Source organism: Streptomyces sp. NPDC001156 (assembly GCF_053598275.1).
Genome location: NZ_JBSFJX010000009.1, coordinates 69627 through 87309, shown reverse-complemented (window position 1 = coordinate 87309; position 17683 = coordinate 69627). Strand labels below are relative to the sequence as shown.

Annotated in this window: 14 protein-coding genes; 11 read left to right on the top strand and 3 right to left on the bottom strand. The window is 71.8% G+C overall.

Going from position 1 to position 17683, the window contains the following annotated elements:
* The first annotated feature begins 53 nt into the window (after positions 1-53).
* The gene (locus tag ACWDA7_RS07570) at positions 54-578 is read left to right on the top strand and encodes a MarR family winged helix-turn-helix transcriptional regulator (RefSeq protein ID WP_450603250.1); all 525 of its coding nucleotides are present in this window, start codon (positions 54-56) and stop codon (positions 576-578) included.
* Between the two features lie 9 nt (positions 579-587).
* Here ACWDA7_RS07570 and ACWDA7_RS07565 read toward each other — a convergent pair whose 3' ends face one another.
* Positions 588-2354, bottom strand: a complete 1767-nt coding sequence (locus tag ACWDA7_RS07565; RefSeq protein WP_450603249.1) for an ABC transporter ATP-binding protein — start codon at positions 2352-2354, stop codon at positions 588-590.
* Between the two features lie 222 nt (positions 2355-2576).
* Here ACWDA7_RS07565 and ACWDA7_RS07560 point away from each other — a divergent pair, with 222 nt between their 5' ends.
* The 3 genes from ACWDA7_RS07560 (at position 2577) to ACWDA7_RS07550 (ending at position 5449) form a co-directional block, all read left to right on the top strand.
* On the top strand, positions 2577-3665 hold the full coding sequence (locus ACWDA7_RS07560; protein WP_450603248.1) for an S-(hydroxymethyl)mycothiol dehydrogenase: 1089 nt from the start codon (positions 2577-2579) through the stop codon (positions 3663-3665).
* Positions 3665-4294: an MBL fold metallo-hydrolase gene (locus ACWDA7_RS07555; RefSeq protein WP_450603247.1), complete on the top strand. Its 630-nt coding sequence runs from the start codon at positions 3665-3667 to the stop codon at positions 4292-4294. Before ACWDA7_RS07560 ends, ACWDA7_RS07555 begins: the two co-directional genes overlap by 1 nt.
* Before the next feature lie 186 nt (positions 4295-4480).
* The gene (locus ACWDA7_RS07550; RefSeq protein WP_450603246.1) at positions 4481-5449 is read left to right on the top strand and encodes an aldo/keto reductase; all 969 of its coding nucleotides are present in this window, start codon (positions 4481-4483) and stop codon (positions 5447-5449) included.
* Between the two features lie 82 nt (positions 5450-5531).
* On the opposite strand, the gene ACWDA7_RS07545 is transcribed toward ACWDA7_RS07550, so the two are convergent.
* The gene (locus ACWDA7_RS07545) at positions 5532-6083 is read right to left on the bottom strand and encodes an RNA polymerase sigma factor (protein ID WP_359404584.1); all 552 of its coding nucleotides are present in this window, start codon (positions 6081-6083) and stop codon (positions 5532-5534) included.
* 46 nt (positions 6084-6129) lie between these two features.
* Between ACWDA7_RS07545 and ACWDA7_RS07540 the strand changes: the two genes are divergently transcribed.
* The 4 genes from ACWDA7_RS07540 to ACWDA7_RS07525 all read left to right on the top strand — a co-directional run bounded on the left by ACWDA7_RS07540 (position 6130) and on the right by ACWDA7_RS07525 (position 10559).
* Positions 6130-7515: a serine/threonine-protein kinase gene (locus ACWDA7_RS07540; protein WP_450603245.1), complete on the top strand. Its 1386-nt coding sequence runs from the start codon at positions 6130-6132 to the stop codon at positions 7513-7515.
* 152 nt (positions 7516-7667) lie between these two features.
* Positions 7668-8393, top strand: a complete 726-nt coding sequence (locus ACWDA7_RS07535) for a DUF4232 domain-containing protein (protein ID WP_450603244.1) — start codon at positions 7668-7670, stop codon at positions 8391-8393.
* Positions 8394-8579: 186 nt separating this feature from the next.
* The gene (locus ACWDA7_RS07530; RefSeq protein WP_450603243.1) at positions 8580-9836 is read left to right on the top strand and encodes a hypothetical protein; all 1257 of its coding nucleotides are present in this window, start codon (positions 8580-8582) and stop codon (positions 9834-9836) included.
* A gap of 72 nt (positions 9837-9908) precedes the next feature.
* Positions 9909-10559: an SDR family NAD(P)-dependent oxidoreductase gene (locus ACWDA7_RS07525; RefSeq protein WP_450603242.1), complete on the top strand. Its 651-nt coding sequence runs from the start codon at positions 9909-9911 to the stop codon at positions 10557-10559.
* Positions 10560-10565: 6 nt separating this feature from the next.
* Here the strand turns inward: ACWDA7_RS07525 and ACWDA7_RS07520 are convergent, their stop codons facing one another.
* Positions 10566-12599 (bottom strand): ArnT family glycosyltransferase, encoded by a 2034-nt coding sequence (locus ACWDA7_RS07520; RefSeq protein ID WP_450603241.1) that lies wholly within the window; start codon positions 12597-12599, stop codon positions 10566-10568.
* Between the two features lie 437 nt (positions 12600-13036).
* Here ACWDA7_RS07520 and ACWDA7_RS07515 point away from each other — a divergent pair, with 437 nt between their 5' ends.
* The 3 genes from ACWDA7_RS07515 (at position 13037) to ACWDA7_RS07505 (ending at position 17675) form a co-directional block, all read left to right on the top strand.
* Positions 13037-13294, top strand: coding sequence for a hypothetical protein (locus ACWDA7_RS07515; protein WP_450603240.1), 258 nt, complete (start codon positions 13037-13039; stop codon positions 13292-13294).
* 356 nt (positions 13295-13650) lie between these two features.
* The gene (locus tag ACWDA7_RS07510; RefSeq protein ID WP_450603239.1) at positions 13651-16545 is read left to right on the top strand and encodes a bifunctional glycosyltransferase/CDP-glycerol:glycerophosphate glycerophosphotransferase; all 2895 of its coding nucleotides are present in this window, start codon (positions 13651-13653) and stop codon (positions 16543-16545) included.
* Entirely contained in the window at positions 16542-17675 is a 1134-nt protein-coding gene (locus tag ACWDA7_RS07505; RefSeq protein WP_450603238.1) for a glycosyltransferase family 4 protein, read from the top strand. Before ACWDA7_RS07510 ends, ACWDA7_RS07505 begins: the two co-directional genes overlap by 4 nt.
* The last annotated feature ends 8 nt before the right edge of the window (positions 17676-17683 follow it).

The window sequence follows — 17683 nt, the reverse complement described above, 5'->3', positions numbered from 1 at the left end:
GGCCGGAGGAGCAATTTACTTGAGTTAGGCAACTATATGGTAGACTGACGGGTATGCCCACTGCACAGCCGCCCTCAGCCGCCGCCTCACCGGAAGTGATCGAGATCGAGCGAGCGCTCAGCCGTATCACCTATCTGAGCACGCGCGCCCGGCAGCACGACCGTCTGATGGCCATGGCCGGAGTGCCGCTGGACCGTGCGGCGGTGGCGCTGCTGAGGCAGATCGCCGACTCCGAGCCGCTGCGACCGGGCGAACTGGCCAACCGGCTCGGAGTCGAGGCGTCCCATGTGACCCGCCAGGTGCAGCAGTTGGAGAGGACGGGGCATGTCTCGCGGGTCCCCGACCCGGACGACCGCCGCGCCCAGCGCATCCAACTGACCCCCCAGGGCCGGGACGCCATCGACCGCATTCGCGCCGCGGGCGTCCGCGGCATGCAGGCCGCTCTGGCCGCCTGGTCGCCCGAGGACCTCGGGCGGCTGGCCTCCCTCTTCCACCGCATGGTCGACGACTTCCTCGCCTACGCCGCGGACGACGAAGCCGCCCACGAGATCCCCGCGGCCGCTCACCCGAAATCCTGACCGTCCCGCTCAGCCCGCCGTCGCCAGGAACTGCGTCGCGGCCAGCTCGGCGTAGAGCGGGTCGGCGGTGACCAGTTCGCGGTGCGTGCCGATCGCGCTGACACGGCCCGCGTCCATCACGACGATCCGGTCGGCCGTGGTCACCGTGGACAGCCGGTGCGCGACCACCAGGACGGTGGTCGACTGCGCGACCTCCGCGACCGTGTCCCGCAGCGCCGCCTCGTTGACCGCGTCGAGCTGTGAGGTCGCCTCGTCCAGCAGGAGCAGCCGGGGACGGCGGAGCAACGCCCGGGCGATCGCCACCCGCTGGCGCTCACCGCCGGAGAGCTTGGTCCCGCGATGCCCGACCAGGGTGTCCAGACCCTTGGGGAGCCGTTCCACCAGAGCGTCGAGCCGCGTCGTGACGAGCACCCGCCGCACGTCGTCGTCCTCGGCCCGCGGATTGCCGAGGAGCAGATTGTCGCGCAGGGAGCCGGACAGTACCGGCGCGTCCTGCTCCACGTAGCCGATGGCGGACCGCAGTTCGGACAGGTCCCACTCGGCGATGTCCCGGCCGTCGATCGTGATGCCGCCCGACTCGGGATCGTAGAACCGCTCGATCAGCGAGAACACGGTCGTCTTTCCCGCGCCCGAGGGGCCGACGAACGCGGTCATGCCCCGGGCCGGTACGGCGAAGGACACGCCGTGGTGCACATACGGCAGGTCGTCGGCGTACCGGAAGCGCACATCGTCGAAGGCGAGCGCGGCCGGCGGGGCGGCGGGCGACGGCAACGGGGAGGCCCCGGCGGGCGGTTCGGCGGGTAGCCGCAGCGCCTCGTGGATACGGGCGAGCGCGGCGGCCCCCGTCTGGTACTGGGTGACAGCGCCGACCACCTGCTGGATCGGGGACATCAGATAGAAGACGTAGAGCAGGAAAGCGACCAGGGTGCCCACGTTGATGGCGCCGGTCGCGACCCGTGCGCCGCCCACAGCCAGCACGGTGATGAACGCGATCTGCATCGCGAGCCCCGCCGTGTTGCCCGCGGCAGCCGTCCACCGGGCGGCTCGTACGCTCTGCCGCCACGACTCCTCGGCCGCCGCATGGACGACCTCCTCCTCGCGGTGCTCCGCACCCGAGGCCTTGACCGTGCGCAGCGCACCGAGGACCCGCTCCAGGGAGGCGCCCATCGCGCCCACCGCGTCCTGCGCCTTGCGGCTCGCCCGGTTGATGCGCGGCACGATCACTCCGAGCACCATGCCCGCCAGCAGGATCACGCCGAGTGTGACGCCCAGCAGGACCGCGTCGACCAGGCCCATCATCACCACCGTCGCGACCAGCGTCAGCCCGCCGGTGCCGAGGCCGACCAGCGAGTCGGTGGTGACCTCCCGCAGCAGTGTCGTGTCGGAGGTGACCCGGGCCATCAGATCGCCGGGCTCGGTGCGGTCGACGGCGGAGATCCGCAGCCTCAGCAGATACGACGACAGGGCGCGCCGTGCCCCGAGGACGACCGACTCGGCGGTGCGGCGCAGCACATAGGAACCCAACGCGCCCACCGCCGCGTTGGCGACCACCAGGCCTGACATGCCGAGCAGCGCCCCGGTGATGGACCGGTCGTGCGCCAGGTCGTCGATCAGCCCCCTGGCCACCAGCGGCAGGAGCAGCCCGGTGGCGCCGGTGGCCAGTGCCAGCAGCGCACCGGCGAGCAGTGCCCACCGGTGCGGCCGTACGTATCCGAGGAGCAGCCGCCACGAGGGCGGCATCGATTGCGGCTCTGCTTCCGTCTCTGCGATGCTCACGGCTTTCCTTGCGGCGTAGGGAGGTTCAGACTACGTCCGCCGTGGGGCGCGGGTGTCACCCGGATGCGTTCCGGGAGGATGCGGCCCGCAGCCGATCTCACATTCGCCGCGCGGGATACGTGCGGGGGCAGTGCCCGCCGCGCGAGGATCAGCGTGCGGGCCGCCGAGACCCGCACCGGGCGCGGGAGGCGTCCGCGACACCTACGGGAAGGCAGTAGCACCATGGCGCAGGAAGTACGCGGCGTGATCGCCCCTGGCAAGGACGAGCCGGTGCGGGTCGAGACCATCGTCGTACCGGATCCGGGGCCCGGTGAGGCAGTGGTGCGCATCCAGGCCTGCGGGGTGTGCCACACCGACCTGCACTACAAGCAGGGCGGCATCACCGACGACTTCCCGTTCCTGCTCGGGCACGAGGCCGCCGGGATCGTCGAGTCGGTCGGCGAGGGCGTCGACGACGTGGCACCCGGCGACTTCGTGATCCTCAACTGGCGGGCGGTGTGCGGGAAGTGCCGCGCCTGCCGCCGTGGCCGGCCCTGGTACTGCTTCGACACGCACAACGCGCGGCAGAAGATGACCGTTGCCGCCACCGGCCAGGAGCTCACCCCGGCCCTCGGCATCGGTGCCTTCGCGGAGAAGACGCTGGTCGCGGCCGGACAGTGCACGAAGGTCGACCCAGCCGTCTCCCCGGCCGTGGCGGGCCTGCTCGGCTGCGGCGTGATGGCGGGCATCGGCGCCGCCGTCAACACGGGCAACGTCGGCCGGGGCGACTCGGTCGCGGTCATCGGCTGCGGCGGCGTCGGCGGCGGGGCGATCGCCGCCGCACACCTGGCCGGCGCTTCGAAGATCATCGCGGTGGACGTCGACGACCGCAAGCTCAACTCCGCCAGGGAACTGGGCGCCACCCACACGGTCAACTCCCGGGAGACCGATCCCGTCGAGGCGGTCCGCGGGCTCACCGACGGCTTCGGGGCCGATGTCGTCATCGAGGCGGTAGGCCGCCCGGAGACGTACACACAGGCCTTCTACGCCCGTGATCTGGCCGGCACCGTCGTCCTCGTCGGCGTCCCCACCCCCGAGATGAAGCTGGAACTCCCGTTGCTGGAGGTCTTCGGACGCGGCGGTGCCCTGAAGTCCTCCTGGTACGGCGACTGCCTGCCCTCCCGCGACTTCCCCATGCTCATCGACCTGCATCTGCAGGGGCGCCTGCCGCTGGAGAAGTTCGTGTCCGAGACCATCGCCCTCGACGAGATCGAGAAGGCCTTCGAACGGATGCACCACGGCGACGTGCTGCGTTCGGTGGTGGTGCTGTGATGACCGCGCGCATCGACCACCTCGTCACCTCCGGCACCTTCTCCCTCGACGGCGGCACCTGGGAGGTCGACAACAACGTGTGGATCGTCGGCGACGACCACGAGGCCGTCGTCATCGACGCCGCCCACGACGCGGACGCCATCGCCGAGGCCGTCGGCGACCGGCGGCTGCGCGCCATCGTGTGCACGCACGCCCACAACGACCACATCGACGCCGCCCCCGCGCTCGCCGACCGGACCGGCGCGACGATCTGGCTCCACCCCGACGACCTTCCGCTGTGGCGGATGACCCATCCCGAGCGGCTGCCCGACAACTGGCTGGCCGATGGCCAGATCATCGAGACGGCCGGAACCGATCTGACCGTCCTGCACACCCCGGGCCACGCGCCTGGCGCGGTCTGCCTCTACGACGCGGGCCTCGGCACGGTCTTCACCGGGGACACCCTCTTCCGGGGCGGCCCGGGCGCCACCGGGCGCTCGTACTCCGACTTCCCGGCGATCATCAGGTCGATCCGCGACCGGCTGCTGAGCCTCCCGCCCGAGACGGTGGTCCGCACCGGGCACGGCGATACCACGAGCATCGGCGACGAGGCGCCCCACCTCGATGAGTGGATCACCCGCGGCCACTGACCCGGACAGGGCGACAGAGGGTCCGGGACGCGGGCGATCCGGTGGGCCCCGGCGGCGGGGCTTCGGGGCACCTAAGGTGGGCAGGGATCACGTCGTCAGGGCCAGGGCGCTACGCCACCGGCCCGTGCGGCCGCGACCGCGCGGTCCGCGGCGCCCTGCCCCGCCCCGAGTGAAAGCAGGACGCGCATGGAGTACGTGAAGCTCGGCTCGACGGGTCTCGAGGTGTCCCGGATCTGCCTGGGCTGTATGAGTTTCGGCATCCCCGACCGCGGCGGTCACACGTGGAGCCTCGATGAGGAGGCGTCCCGGCCCCTCATCCGCCGGGCCCTCGACGCCGGCATCACCTTCTTCGACACCGCGAACGTCTATTCGGACGGCACGAGTGAGGAGATCGTCGGCCGGGCGCTCGCCGAATACGCACAGCGCGACGAGATCGTGCTGGCGACCAAGGTGCACGGCCGGATGCGGCCCGGACCCAACGGCGGCGGCCTGTCCCGCAAGGCGATCATGACGGAGATCGACCACAGCCTGCGCCGCCTCGGCACCGACTACGTCGACCTCTACCAGATCCACCGCTGGGACCCGGACACTCCGATCGAGGAGACGATGGAGGCCCTGCACGACGTGGTCAAAGCGGGCAAGGCCCGGTACATCGGGGCGAGCTCGATGTACGCCTGGCAGTTCTCCAAGGCCCAGTACACGGCCCGGCTCGGCGGCTGGACGCGGTTCGTGTCGATGCAGAATCACTACAACCTCCTCTACCGCGAGGAGGAACGCGAGATGCTGCCGCTCTGCGCGGACCAGGGCGTCGGCGCCCTGCCCTGGAGCCCGCTGGCCCGCGGGCGCCTGACCCGGGACTGGGACGAGGCCACCGAGCGCAGCCGCACCGACGAATTCGGCAAGGGGCTCTACCAGGAGGGAGACCGGGCCGTCGTCGAGGCGGTGGCCGCGGTCGCCGCCACCCGGGGCGTCCCCCGCGCACGGGTCGCCCTCGCCTGGCTGCTCCAGCAGAGCACCGTCACCGCGCCCATCGTCGGTGTCACCAAGCCGCACCACATCGACGACGCCGTGGCGGCGCTCGACCTCGACCTCACCGACAAGGAGATCGAGGCGCTCGAGGAGCCGTACCGCCCGCACCCCATCCGCGGCCACTGACGGTTCGCCGGGACGCGGCCCGCACGGCGGGACGGTACGCGACGCCCGTACCGTCCCGCGTGGGAGATCCGGCCCGGCACCCTCACAGGGAGCCGGTCAGCCAGGGCCTGACCTGCTTGCGCGCCTCGTGCAGCCGGGACTTCAGCGTGCCCAGCGGGACACCGACACGCTCGGCGGCCTCCGCGTACTCCAGCTGGCAGATGTCCCGGTAGACCAGCGGTGCCACCAGGTGCGGGTGCTCGCGCTCCAGCCGCTCCAGGGCCTCCAGCAGATCCACGCGAGAGCCGGCGATCACGCTGGTGGTCCGCGGGTCCACGTACTGGGCCGCGTCGATGGTGGCGGGCTGCTCGGCGGCCCGCCGCTTCAGCTCCCGGTACTTCTGCCGGGCGCAGTTCGCGACCACCGTGTACAGCCAGGTGCTGAAGCGGCTGCGGCCCTGGAAAGTGCCGATCTTCCGGGCCACCTGGAGCAGCACGTCCTGTGCCGCCTCCTCGGCGTCCTCGCGGCACGGCAGGAACCGTCCGCAGCGCCGTACGACCTCCGGCTGGATCTGCTGGAGCAGCGCGTGCAGAGCCGCTCCGTCCCCCGCGGCCGCGCGCCGGGCGAGCTCCTCCGTGTCCGCAGCGTCACCCACTGGGAGCTCCCCTCGTCACCGTTTACCGACCAGGCATGATAGTCGCATGCACTCCCTGGAGCGGATCGACCGCTACCGCCTGCAACGGCGCTTGGGCGGCGGCGCGTTCGGCGTCGTCTGGCTCGCCCTCGACGACGTCCTCGAAGCACCGGTCGCCGTCAAGGTGCTCGCCGAGAACTGGGCCGACCGGCTCGATGTCCGGGAGCGCTTCCTGGCCGAGGCGCGCCTGCTGCGCCGCGCCGACTCGGCCCGGGTCGTGCAGGTCTACGACATCGGTGAGCTCCCCGACGGCAGGCCCTACTTCGTCATGGAGTACGCGGACGGCGGCACCCTCGCCGACCGGATCGCCGACACTCCGCTCCCGGTGGCCGAGGCGATGCGCCTGACGGCCCTCGCCGCGCGCGCCGCGGCCGCCCTGCACGAGGCCGGCATCGTGCACCGGGACATCAAGCCGTCCAACGTCCTGCTGCGCACCGCGCCCGACGGTTCCACCCGGCTGCTGCTCGCGGACCTGGGTCTTGCCAAGAGCCTCGCACAGGCCTCGGGACTGACCATGGCGGCCGGATCCGCCGGGTACGCGCCGCCCGAGCAGACGGAACCCGGCTCGGGCATCGACGCACGCGCCGACGTCTACAGCCTCGGCGCCCTGGCCTACCACCTGCTGACCGGCACGGTCCCCGCCCCGCCCGGCAGGGTCCAGCGCCCCGACCGACTCCGCCCCGACCTGCCGCCCGAGGTCCAGCGGGCGGTGCTGCGGGCCATGGAGCCCGACCGAGACCGGCGCTGGCCGACCGCCGACGCCTTCGCGGACGTACTCGACCGGCTCGCGGGATCCGCCTTCCCTGCACAGGCGGCCGAGCGGCCGAGGCGCCATCGGGGGACCCTGTACCTCGCCCTGGCGGCCGTGGCCGTCGCCGCCGCCGCGGCGGTCACGACGACCCTGCTGCTGCGGCAGGCCCCGGCCGCGGACGCGAAGGTCCAGGACTCCACCGGGCGCATCCACGCGGTCGTTCCGGCGGCCTGGGACCGCCAGCTGCGCGACGCGGGCTGGGACCCGAAGACGGTGGGCCTGCCCACCGGGCAGGAACCCGCTCTCGCCGTCGCCGACGACCTGTCTCACTGGTCCGACCTCGGCACCGCCGTGAACGGCGCGTTCATCGGTCTGAGCGTGCACGGGGACCTCGCCGCCAAGGTCCGTGAGCTCCGGCACACGAGCTGCCACTACGCGGGCAGCCGGGATTACCATGGCGCGGTCTGGCAGGGCAGCATACGTACCTGGGACGCCTGCGACGGCGGCAAGGGCACCGTCACGGAGGCCGTTCTCGGCCCGGTGCGCAGCGCCGGCCGGACGCAGGTCTACGTACAGCTGCGCCAGGACGGCGGCAACGACGAGACCGACCGGGTCCTGGACTCGGTGCGCGTCACCGGCTGACCCGGGAGTGCCGAGGCCGCTGGTCCGTTCCGTGCCCGGGGCCGCACGCGAACTTTCCCGCGCCGGCGTGCATCGGACAGGGAGGACGGGGCACAAGGCACCGTCCTCACGCACCGCCCCCCACAAGCGGTGAGTCTCAAGGAGCAACAGACATGGTGACCTTCCGGCGCGGCACAGCGGGCCCGGACCTCGGCGGCACGGCCCCCCGCCTGACGGCACGACGCGTGGCGGCCGGGTTGACCGCGGTCGCCGCCCTCGGCCTGCTGACCGCCTGCGGTGAGAACCACGGCACGGTCGCTGCCCCGCAGAAGCTGCCCGGGACGGCCCAGCCCGCCTCCGGCGACAACACGAGCCCCGACGGGTCCGCGACGACCACGGGCAGCAGCACGTCCTCCACCCCCTCCGCATCGAAGAGCGGCACGAAGTCCTCCGACGCGGCCTCCGGGGGCGGCACGGCGAGCACCCGCTGCCACACCACCGAACTGCGCGCGTCCGTCGGCGCCAACAATCCGGGCGCCGGGCAGGAGAACTTCCCCCTCGTACTGACCAACCGCTCGGGGCGCACCTGCACGATCGACGGGTACCCGGGCGCCGCCTTCGTGGACGCCTCCGGCAAGCAGCTGGGATCGGACCCCAAGCGCACCTCTGGCAGCCCCACGAAGATCTCGCTCGCGCCGGGCAAGAGCGCCTGGGCCGGCCTCTCCTTCTCCAACCCCGACATCAGTGAGGCGAACAAGGCCACGCCCGCGGCGATCCTCGTCACACCCCCGGACGAGAAGGACGCGCTGAAGGTGAAGTGGTCCGGTGGCGCGGTCCCCGTCTCCGGCAACTCCTCCTCCGTGTTCCTGACGGTCTTCAGCCCGGGCATCGGCGTCTGACCCACCCCCCCGAACCCCGCTGTCCGCTTGCCGGCAGCGGGGTTCGTCATGGAACCGCCGCGGTTGTCACAGCACGGCAACACGTCCCCGGCCCGGCGATCTTTCCACCGTCCCGGCCCATCGAACTCGTCGGCCACACCGGAAGGGCTCCGCACGGAGCCGTACGACGAGGAAACGGGGACGACCATGAACGGCATCTCACGCAGGCGCCTGCTGACCGCGGGCGCGACGGCGGGCGCCCTGGGCGCACTGTCCGCCTGTGCGCCCGGCGGCTGGTCCGTGGGCGGCGACAGCCCCTCGGGCGACGGCAAGGACACCGTCCAGCCCCCAGCCGTGAAACTCATCGGCGACGGCTCCACCGCGGACACCGGTGCCCAGCCGCACCAGCCCACGGCGGAGCGGTTGAAGCCCGGTCAGCGTCCCCCGCAGTTCGTCGTGTTCTCCTGGGACGGCGCGGGTGAGCTCAGCAACCAGCTCTTCTCGCGCTTCCGTAAGGTCGCGTCCGACCACGGGGCCGCGATGACCTTCTTCCTCAGCGGTATCTACACCCTGCCGGAGTCCAAGAAGGACCTCTACCGGCCGCCGCGGCACGCGGTCGGCGCCTCCGCGATCGGCTACCTCGCCGACCGGCACATCCACTCCACACTCCAGCAGGTGCGCGCCGCCTGGCTGGAGGGACACGAGATCGGCACCCACTTCAACGGCCACTTCTGCGGCGCCGACGGCGTACGCAACTGGTCGTCCGCCGAGTGGCGGAGCGAGATCGACCAGGCCGTGCGGTTCGTCACCGAGTGGAAGACCAACACCGGCTTCACCGACCTCGACCCGCTGCCCTTCGACTACCGCAAGGAGCTGATCGGCGGGCGCACCCCCTGCCTGGAGGGTCAGGCCAATCTGCTGCCCACCGCGGCGGCGCTCGGCTGGAAGTACGACGCCAGCTCGCCCGGCGGCCTGCAGATCTGGCCGGGGAAGGTGCAGGGCGGCCGGATCTGGGACTTCCCCCTTCAGTCCATACCCTTCTCGGGCCACTCCTTCCAGGTCCTGTCGATGGACTACAACATGATGGCCAACCAGTCCGGCGGCAATCCCCTGGGCGACCGCTCCCAGTACGACACTTGGCGCGTCCAGGCCCGTGACACGTATCTGGCGGGCTTCCGGCGCGCCTACGAGACCAACCGCGCCCCCTTCTTCATCGGCAACCACTTCGAACGCTGGAACGGGGGCGTCTACATGGACGCCGTCGAGGAGGCGATCGAGCGGATCGCGGCGTACGACGACGTGCGCATGGTGTCCTTCCGGCAATTGGTGGAGTGGCTGGAGGCGCAGGACCCCGCGGTCGTCAGGAAGCTGCGCACCCTGGCCCCCGGACAGGCGCCGCTCGGCGGCTGGGAGGAGTTCCTCGGCGTCCCCGCGTCCCCCACGGCCACGGCGAGCGCCGGCTGACAGGCCCTTGTCCGATCGTCTCGACGGCACCGACCGGTGCCCTTGGGCCAACCGGGCTAGTAGCGTCGGCGCATGGATCACATGCGGCGGTTCGAGGGGCACAGCGTGCTGATCACCGGTGCGGCGCGGGGCATCGGCGCCGCGACCGCCCGGCGGTTTGCGGCGGAGGGTGCCCGCGTGCTGGTCAACAACGCGTACGGCTGCACCCCTGACGTCCCGCTCTTCGAGGACGAGCCGGACGAGGTGTGGGCGCGCGACCTCGACCTCACCCTGACGGGGGCGTACCGCTGCAGCCGGGCGGCCCTTCCGTACCTCGTGGCCTCGGGGCGCGGCGCCATCGTCAGCATCGGCTCGGTCAACGGCGTCCAGGACTTCGGCAACCACGCCTACAGCGCGGCGAAGGCGGGTCTGATGTCGCTGACCCGGACCCTCGCCGGGCACGCGGCACCGCGCGGGGTCCGCGTCAACCTCGTGGCGCCCGGCACGGTCCGCACCACCGCCTGGGAGGGCCGCGACGCGGAACTCGGAGCGGTCGCCGAGCTGTACCCACTGGGCCGGGTCGGCGAGCCGGAGGACATCGCGGCCGCAGTCGCGTTCCTCGCCTCCCGGGACGCCGCCTGGATCACGGGGACCGCGCTGGGCGTCGACGGCGGCCTCCTTGCCGTGAACACCGGGTTCCGGCAGGCGTTGCGGCACCCCGGCGAGCACCCGGACTCGGCGTAGGACGATTCAGCGGGCGGTCCGTGCGTCGCACCGGTACAGCAGGAGCCCGTCGGCGCCGCCGTCGTAGGCGGTCGGCGGCACGGCCGTGCAGTGGCCGGTGACCCAGTGGGTGATCGAGGCGTTCCCCGCCGAAGCGGTTCCCGCCTGCCGCCGGCTCGCCCCGTACGTCCCGGCCCCGCCGTGCGGCGCGGCCCCGCTGTCCCGTGCGGACCTGCGAGGGTCCTGCAGAGCGACGTAGTGCAGTTCGCCCGAGCCGACCAGTCGGCGCAGCTGGGCGGGAGTGGGGTCCGGGACCCGTCCGGTGAAGCCGCCCACGGGAAGCACGGACGCGTTGGCCTGGAGGATGTAGGGCGCGGCGTCCGGCCAGCGGGGGAGCGCCACGAGGTACTTCGCCCCGTCCCGGTGGGCGGTGAGGTACGACAGGAGACGCCGGTCCCCGGGCGTGAGCAGGGACGGATCGGTGCGGGCCGGGTGGATGCCGGGGCCCACCCGGCCCATGCCGCCGGGCTGGTTGTAGCGCGTCGACAGAGCAGAGGCCGACCAGGCTCCCGGTATCACCAGGAGCGAAGCGAGTCCGGCCGCAAGCCCGGCCACGAGGATCCGCGGGCGGGCCGCCCCGGGCCTGCGGCCGGCCCCGACAAGCGCCAGGGAGAGGACGCACAGTCCGACGGCGGCGGGAGCGAGCCAGTCGTGGAAGTGCGGGTAGCAGAGGGTCAGAGCGGCGCACCAGACGACGTTCGCGGCGGTCACCGCCGACAGCACCCAGGCACGGCGGTCACCGGCCCGGCACGCCGCCCACGCCCTGGCCAGACCGGCACCGCTCAGCGCCGCCAGGGCCACGGCGACGACCCCCATGTAGTACGTGTGACCGGTGACGCTGCCGAAACTGAAGGTGGCGAAGAAGGTGGCCAGCCACACACCCCACAGCAGATACCCGGCAAGGGCCGGGTCGGTGCGGGCGGCGCGGCGGCGCCGGGCGACGGCGAGGCCCCAGACGAGGGAGCATCCGGCCAGCGGGTACAGCCACCCCGTCTGCGTGGCGAGGCCCGGGCTGAACATCTTCAACTCGCTGTTGCCCATGGCGGGGCCCCTCCAGCCGGTGGGCCGTGCGGTGTGGCCGGTCGTGCCGGCCCCGCCCGCGCGGGTCCCACGACCGGGTCGGTTGCTGATGCGGGTGCCGTGACCGGTGCCGCCGCCCGCGCCCCTGCCGGTCGCGTGGACCGGACCGCCGCCCCTGTGCGAGGTCTGGCCGGTGACGACACTGCCGGTGGCGCCGGCGTCGACGCCGAGCGTGGTGAACCGGGTCAGGAAGTTGTAGCCGACGACCATGCTGAAGGCCGAGTTGTCCGTGGTGCCGTCGATGTAGGGACGTGACTGTGCGGGGACGACCGTCGCTACGGCCACCCAGGACGCCGACACCGCCACGGCGACCGCCCCGGCCACGGCGACATGACCTATTCTGCGGCGCAGTGTCGTGGGCGCGCCGACCAGATAGGTCACGGCCAGCGCGGGCAGCACCGCCCAGGCCTCCAGCATCTTGCACTGGAAGGCCACTCCGACCCAGACAGCGGCGAGCAGCAGTGTGCGCAACCGGCCGCGTGCGACGGCCCGCCAGGTGGCCTCGGCAGCCAGGAGCAGCAGCAGGACGAACGGTGCGTCCTCCACGACCGATCGGCCGAGGCCCACGGTCACCGGGGTGAGCGCCAGGAACGCGGCGGCCAGCAGTCCCGCCACGACACCGGCCCAGCGGCGTACCAGCAGATGGAGGAGGAGCACACACGCCACTCCCTCCACGGCCTGTGGCAGCACCAGCGCCCAGGGGTGGAAGCCGAGGACCATGGCCGACAGGGCCTGGGGCCACAGGAAGCCGGGCAGCTTGTCGAGGGTGATGGAGTTGCCCGGGTCGAACGAACCGAAGAAGAACGCGACCGGGTTGTCGGTCATGCTGCGCACGGCGGAGGCGTAGAAGGTGTGGTAGAGGCTGTGGCCGATGCCCCAGGTGTAGAGGACGGCCGCGAGGGCCGCGATGCAGAGCAGCACCGGGAGTTCGTATCGCGGCCGTGGCCCACGGTGTGGCCGTCCTCCGTCGTCGGGGTGGCCCGTGCCGGTCGAGGTCGCCACGGCCGTTCCCGGCTCCCCGCTGGTCGCCGCAGTCGGTTGCGCATGAGAGCTGAGCATGGTGGGCCTTCCAGGACTCCTGCGGATTCTGCACCGTCGTGTCGGTCCGGTCCCGGGGATCCCGTCGCCGCTCCGTCGCCCACGAAGAGGAGTCGTGCTCGCTTCCCGTTGTCCGATTTGTTCAGGACCTTGGTAAGAACATGCTCACTGTCCTCCGGAGCGTCCCCAGGGACGAAGCCGCTCGTCGGCGTGTCTTCGCCCCCGAACAGGTGAAGGATTTAGTCCGGTCAGCCGTGCGTAAGGTACGTGGGCGGGGCACAGGGAAGAGAATGCTGAACCCCTCCCCACTGGACCGTGCGATGAGCCACCCCACCGGACAGACCACCGCCCGCGCCGCCGCGATCCTCGCCGGCCCGCCGCTGGACAAGGCCCCGGCCTTCACACGGCAGGAGCGCGCGGTGCTCGGCCTGGACGGGCCGGGTTCGCCCGCGGTGGACACCCTGGACGTGTGGGTCCGCCGTGCCCACCGGGCCTGGGTGGCCCCTGAGGCGGCCGACGCGGATCAGCGCGGGAGGGTGGCGAGGACACAGTGGACCCCGGACCCCCCGGGCCGCTGATGCTCCGCGCACCGTCGACCCCGCAGTCGGCCACGTCGCACCGGCGCCGTGGCGGGACCTCGGCGGGCATGGGCACCGCCGAGCGAGCACCGGGCCCGCCACGCGTCGGGCGATCGTCCGGGAGCGCTCTGCGCCCACGGCCCCCGCCGCGTCCCTCACGTAGCGTGGAAGGGCCGAGGGGAGCCCCCTCGCCCAGGCCGGACACGCACGCGAAACCCTACAACATGTAGGGTCCAGTTCCAGAGCCGAACCCGGACGTACCCCTGTCCGCGGGATGCCCTCGCGGACGCCACCGAGCCGTGGCGGTGACGGGTCAGTCGTCCGGAGAGAGCCGCAACCCGAGACGAGAGGTGGCCGTGTCGATCGACAATCCCGGAGCAGACGGGGCGGAACCGGACATCAGCGTCGTCGTCATCGTCTACAACGATGCCCGGCGGCTCCCGGTGGCCGTACGCTCCGTGCTCGACCAGACGCTGCGCAACGTGGAAGTGATCATCGCCGACGACTGTTCGACGGACGACTCCTACACGGTCGCGCGACAGCTCGCCGCGGACCACCCCGGCCGGGTGCGGGCGATCCGGCTGGAGCGGAACAGCGGCGGTTGCGGGGAGCCGCGCAACCAGGGCATGGTCGTGGCCCGGGGCCGCTATGTGATGTTCCTGGACAGCGACGACACCCTCGAGCGCAACGCCTGCCGCAACATGCTGGAAGCGGCCGACCGCACCGGTGCGGACCTGGTCTCGGGACTGTGCGTCCGGGTGCACACCGACAGCCGGCACGACAAGCGGATCCCCTGGTACCCCTGGCTGTACCAGTCCACGCGCACCGTCGAGTCGATCGCGGAGCTGCCTGACCTCTTCGTCTTCGACACCCTGTCGACCAACAAGTGCTACCGGCGCGCGTTCCTCCTCGAGAACGAGCTCACCTTCCCGCGGGGCATCCACTACGAGGACCTGCTCTTCTCGGCGCAGGCCTATCTCGCGGCGGGCCGGATCACCCTCATCCCCAACACGGTCTACTACTGGCACGTGGCGGAGAAGACCACGGCCAAGTCGATCAGCAACCGGCGCCACGAGATCAACAACTTCACGGACCGGCTGGAGATCCACCGCCGTATCGACGCCGTGCTGGACCGTCGGGCCCTCGACGGACTCAAGCTGCAGAAGGCCATCAAGTTCCTCAAGCACGACCTCGTGCTGTATCTGCGCGACCTGCCGTTCCTCGACGACGGTTACCGGCACCGCTTCGCGGAGCTGGCCCGCGGCTACATCCAGGACTTCCCCGAGGCGGCGTACGCCCAGCTGGACCGCGTGCACGCCATCTGCGCCTACCTGCTGCTGCGGGAGGACTGGGACAACCTGATGCCCGCGATCGACACACTGATCACCCGGGACAAGATCTCGGCGCCGCTCGCCGAGCGCGACGGCCGCGTCTACTGGTGCCACCAGTACCTGGACGACCCCAAGGCACGCGAGATCATGGACGTCACCGGTCTCGGCCACCACGGCACACCGCTGGAGCGGATGTTTCTGCGCAACCTGCTCACTGGATACGCCGTACGCGGGGACCTGGTGGTGCTCGAGGGCGCGGTGGTCAATCCGCTGGGGACCGTCGCGCCGGACGCCCGACTCGCCGCCGAGCTGGAGTTCCGGGCCCGCCGCCGTAGTCTGCAGACCTTCCGGTTCCCGGTGCGGACGGTCCGTCACGCGGGCGACACCATCACCTGGCAGGCCGTGATCCCGCTTTCCGCCCGCTTCCGCCCGCTCGGCGTCGTCGACGAGGTCTGGGACGTGCGGCTGCACCTGACGGCGGACGGCAAGCGCACCACCACCCGCATCACGGCCGGGCGCGTCGACCTGGAGAACTCCGCGTCGGTGCCCGTGCAACCCAGGCTCAGCCGGCTCGTGGCCGACCGGCTCGAACCCCAGGCCTCGGCCAAGGGGCATCTCGCCTTCCGCCTGACCCAGCACGGCGCGCCGGCCCGCCGCGGGCGCGCCGTCGTGGACCGCAATCTGCACGGCTCCGCAGCGAGGACCGTCAAGGGTGCCTACCGCACCGCCCGGGCCGTCAGAAGAGAGCTGGTCTCCGGCCCGCGCAAGATCCAGGGGTACCACCACATGCTGCGCCTCCTTCCGGTCCGCAGGGGCACGGTCGTCTTCGAGAGCCACCTCGGCCGGCAGTACAGCGACAGCCCCAGGGCCGTCTACGAGGAAATGCGCCGCCGCCGTGCCCCGGTCACGGCCATCTGGTCCTACGCGGGCAAGCGGCCCGAAGGCTTCCCGGCCGACGCCGAACTCGTCCGCCGCTGGTCCTGGCGTTACCTGAGGGCGCTGGCCCAGGCCGAGTTCTGGATCGACAACCAGGGGTTCCCGCTGCGGCTGTCCAAACGCCCGGAGACCACCTACATCCAGACCTGGCACGGTTCGGCCCTGAAGAAGATGGGCTTCGACGAGCCCGGCTACCGGGTGATGCCGGAGCAGGAGCAGCGCGCCTACCAGGCGGCGCTGGACCGCTTCGACCACTTCCTGGTCCGCAGCGAGCACGACGTCCGCACCCTGGCCCGGGCCTACCGCATCCCCGAGGGGAAGCTGCTGCGCTCGGGCTACCCCCGCAACGACGCTCTCGTCCGGGCGGCCCGCGACCCACAGGCGCCCGACCCGGACCTGCGCCGGCTCGCCGAGAGACTCGGCATCCAGCCGGGACACCGCGTGGTGCTGTACGCGCCCACGTTCCGTGCCCGTGCCGACGGCGCCGTACGGGCCTTCGAGTTCCCCTTCGACGTGGAACGTTTCGCCGACCGCTTCGGGGACCAGTGCACCCTCCTGGTCCGCTCCCACTACCTGAACCGGGTCGCCCTGCCGCCGTCGGTGGCGGGCCGGGTCGTGGACGTGACCGGTGAACCCGACATCACCCCGCTCCTGCTGCTCGCCGACGCTCTGATCACCGACTACTCGTCCGTGATGTTCGACTATGCGCTGCTGCGCCGGCCGCTCGTCTTCTACGCCTACGACTGGGAGGAGTACGCCGAGGACATGCGCGGCACGTACTTCGACCTGCTGACGGAGGCCCCGGGACCGGTGGCCCGCACCGAGGACGAACTGTTCGCCGCGGTGTCCGACCTGCCGGCCGTGGGCACCCAGTACGAGGCGCAGCTCAAGGAGTTCGTGGACAAGTACGGCGAGTACGACCGCGGGGACGCGGCGGCTCGCATCGTGGACCGTTTCTTCGGCCCTGCGGGAGAGACCCGATGACGCAGCGTGAGATCTACTTTGTCGCCAACGAGGTCAACGAGCTCGGTGGCGTGGGCCGCTGGCAGGCCCAGATGGCCAGGCTGTTCGCGGAGCGCGGCCACCGGGTGCGGATCATCGGCGTCTCCCCGCCCGAGGTGCCGATGGACCTCGGCGAGGATCCGCCGTTCGAAACGGTGACCCTGTACGACCGGCGGCCACCGGGCCGGCGCAGACCGCGGGTCCGGCTGGGCCGGCTGGATCCCGCGGTACACCGCCGGGAGGCGGGTATGCGGGCCGCGGCCGAACGCCTGACCGGCATCTTCCGCGCCGCACGGCCCGGCGCGGTGATCATCGTGACCCAGGTCTGGGCGATGGAGTGGGTGGCGCTGGCGGACACCGCCGGGCTCCCGGTCATCGGCATGAGCCATGAGTCCTTCGACGCCTCCCGCCGCTCCTCGCGCTTCGAGCGGGTGAAGAAGTACTACGAGGGCGTGGACAGGCTGCTGGTCCTCACCCAGGAGGACGCGGACCGCTGGGTGCGGGAAGGCCTCAACAACGTCGGGTTCATGCCGAACCCGCTGCCGCTGATGCCCGGCGCTTCCTCGCCGCGCACGGAGAAGGTGGTGGCCAGCATCGGGCGGCTGAGCCACGCGAAGGGTGTCGACTTGCTGCTGGACGTCTGGGCCGAGGCCGCGCCGCGGCAGCCCGGGTGGATCCTGCGGATCTACGGTGCCGGCGAGTACGAGGACGCGCTCCGGCAGCAGTGCACCGGGCTCGGTCTGGACGACTCGGTCGAGTGGGCGGGGCAGACGGACGACGTGACCGTGGCGCTCGGGCGGTCCTCGGTGTTCGTGCAGTCCTCCCGGGGCGAGGGCTTTCCGCTCGTCATCCTCGAGGCGATGGCCTGTGGCGTGCCGTGTGCCGCGTTCGACTGTTCACCGGGGGTGCGCGAGATCGTCAGGGACGGCGAGGACGGTCTGCTGGCCCGGCACGGCAACATCTCCGAACTCGCCCGGCAACTGGTGCGGTTGATGGCCGACGAGAACCTCCGCGACACGATGGGGGAGAAGGCGCGCCAGAACGTGCAGCGCTTCGCCCCGGATGTGATCACCCGTCGGTGGGAGGAGCTCTTCGACTTCCTGGAGCGCTGAGGGACGGC

Bases quoted from the DNA above. Each gene is read 5' to 3' on its own strand.
- ACWDA7_RS07540 (WP_450603245.1), top strand. From the start codon at position 6,130: ATGCACTCCCTGGAGCGGATCGACCGCTACCGCCTGCAACGGCGCTTG.
- ACWDA7_RS07570 (WP_450603250.1), top strand. From the start codon at position 54: ATGCCCACTGCACAGCCGCCCTCAGCCGCCGCCTCACCGGAAGTGATC.
- ACWDA7_RS07515 (WP_450603240.1), top strand. From the start codon at position 13,037: ATGAGCCACCCCACCGGACAGACCACCGCCCGCGCCGCCGCGATCCTC.
- ACWDA7_RS07530 (WP_450603243.1), top strand. From the start codon at position 8,580: ATGAACGGCATCTCACGCAGGCGCCTGCTGACCGCGGGCGCGACGGCG.
- ACWDA7_RS07525 (WP_450603242.1), top strand. From the start codon at position 9,909: ATGGATCACATGCGGCGGTTCGAGGGGCACAGCGTGCTGATCACCGGT.
- ACWDA7_RS07550 (WP_450603246.1), top strand. From the start codon at position 4,481: ATGGAGTACGTGAAGCTCGGCTCGACGGGTCTCGAGGTGTCCCGGATC.
- ACWDA7_RS07535 (WP_450603244.1), top strand. From the start codon at position 7,668: ATGGTGACCTTCCGGCGCGGCACAGCGGGCCCGGACCTCGGCGGCACG.
- ACWDA7_RS07560 (WP_450603248.1), top strand. From the start codon at position 2,577: ATGGCGCAGGAAGTACGCGGCGTGATCGCCCCTGGCAAGGACGAGCCG.
- ACWDA7_RS07555 (WP_450603247.1), top strand. From the start codon at position 3,665: ATGACCGCGCGCATCGACCACCTCGTCACCTCCGGCACCTTCTCCCTC.
- ACWDA7_RS07505 (WP_450603238.1), top strand. From the start codon at position 16,542: ATGACGCAGCGTGAGATCTACTTTGTCGCCAACGAGGTCAACGAGCTC.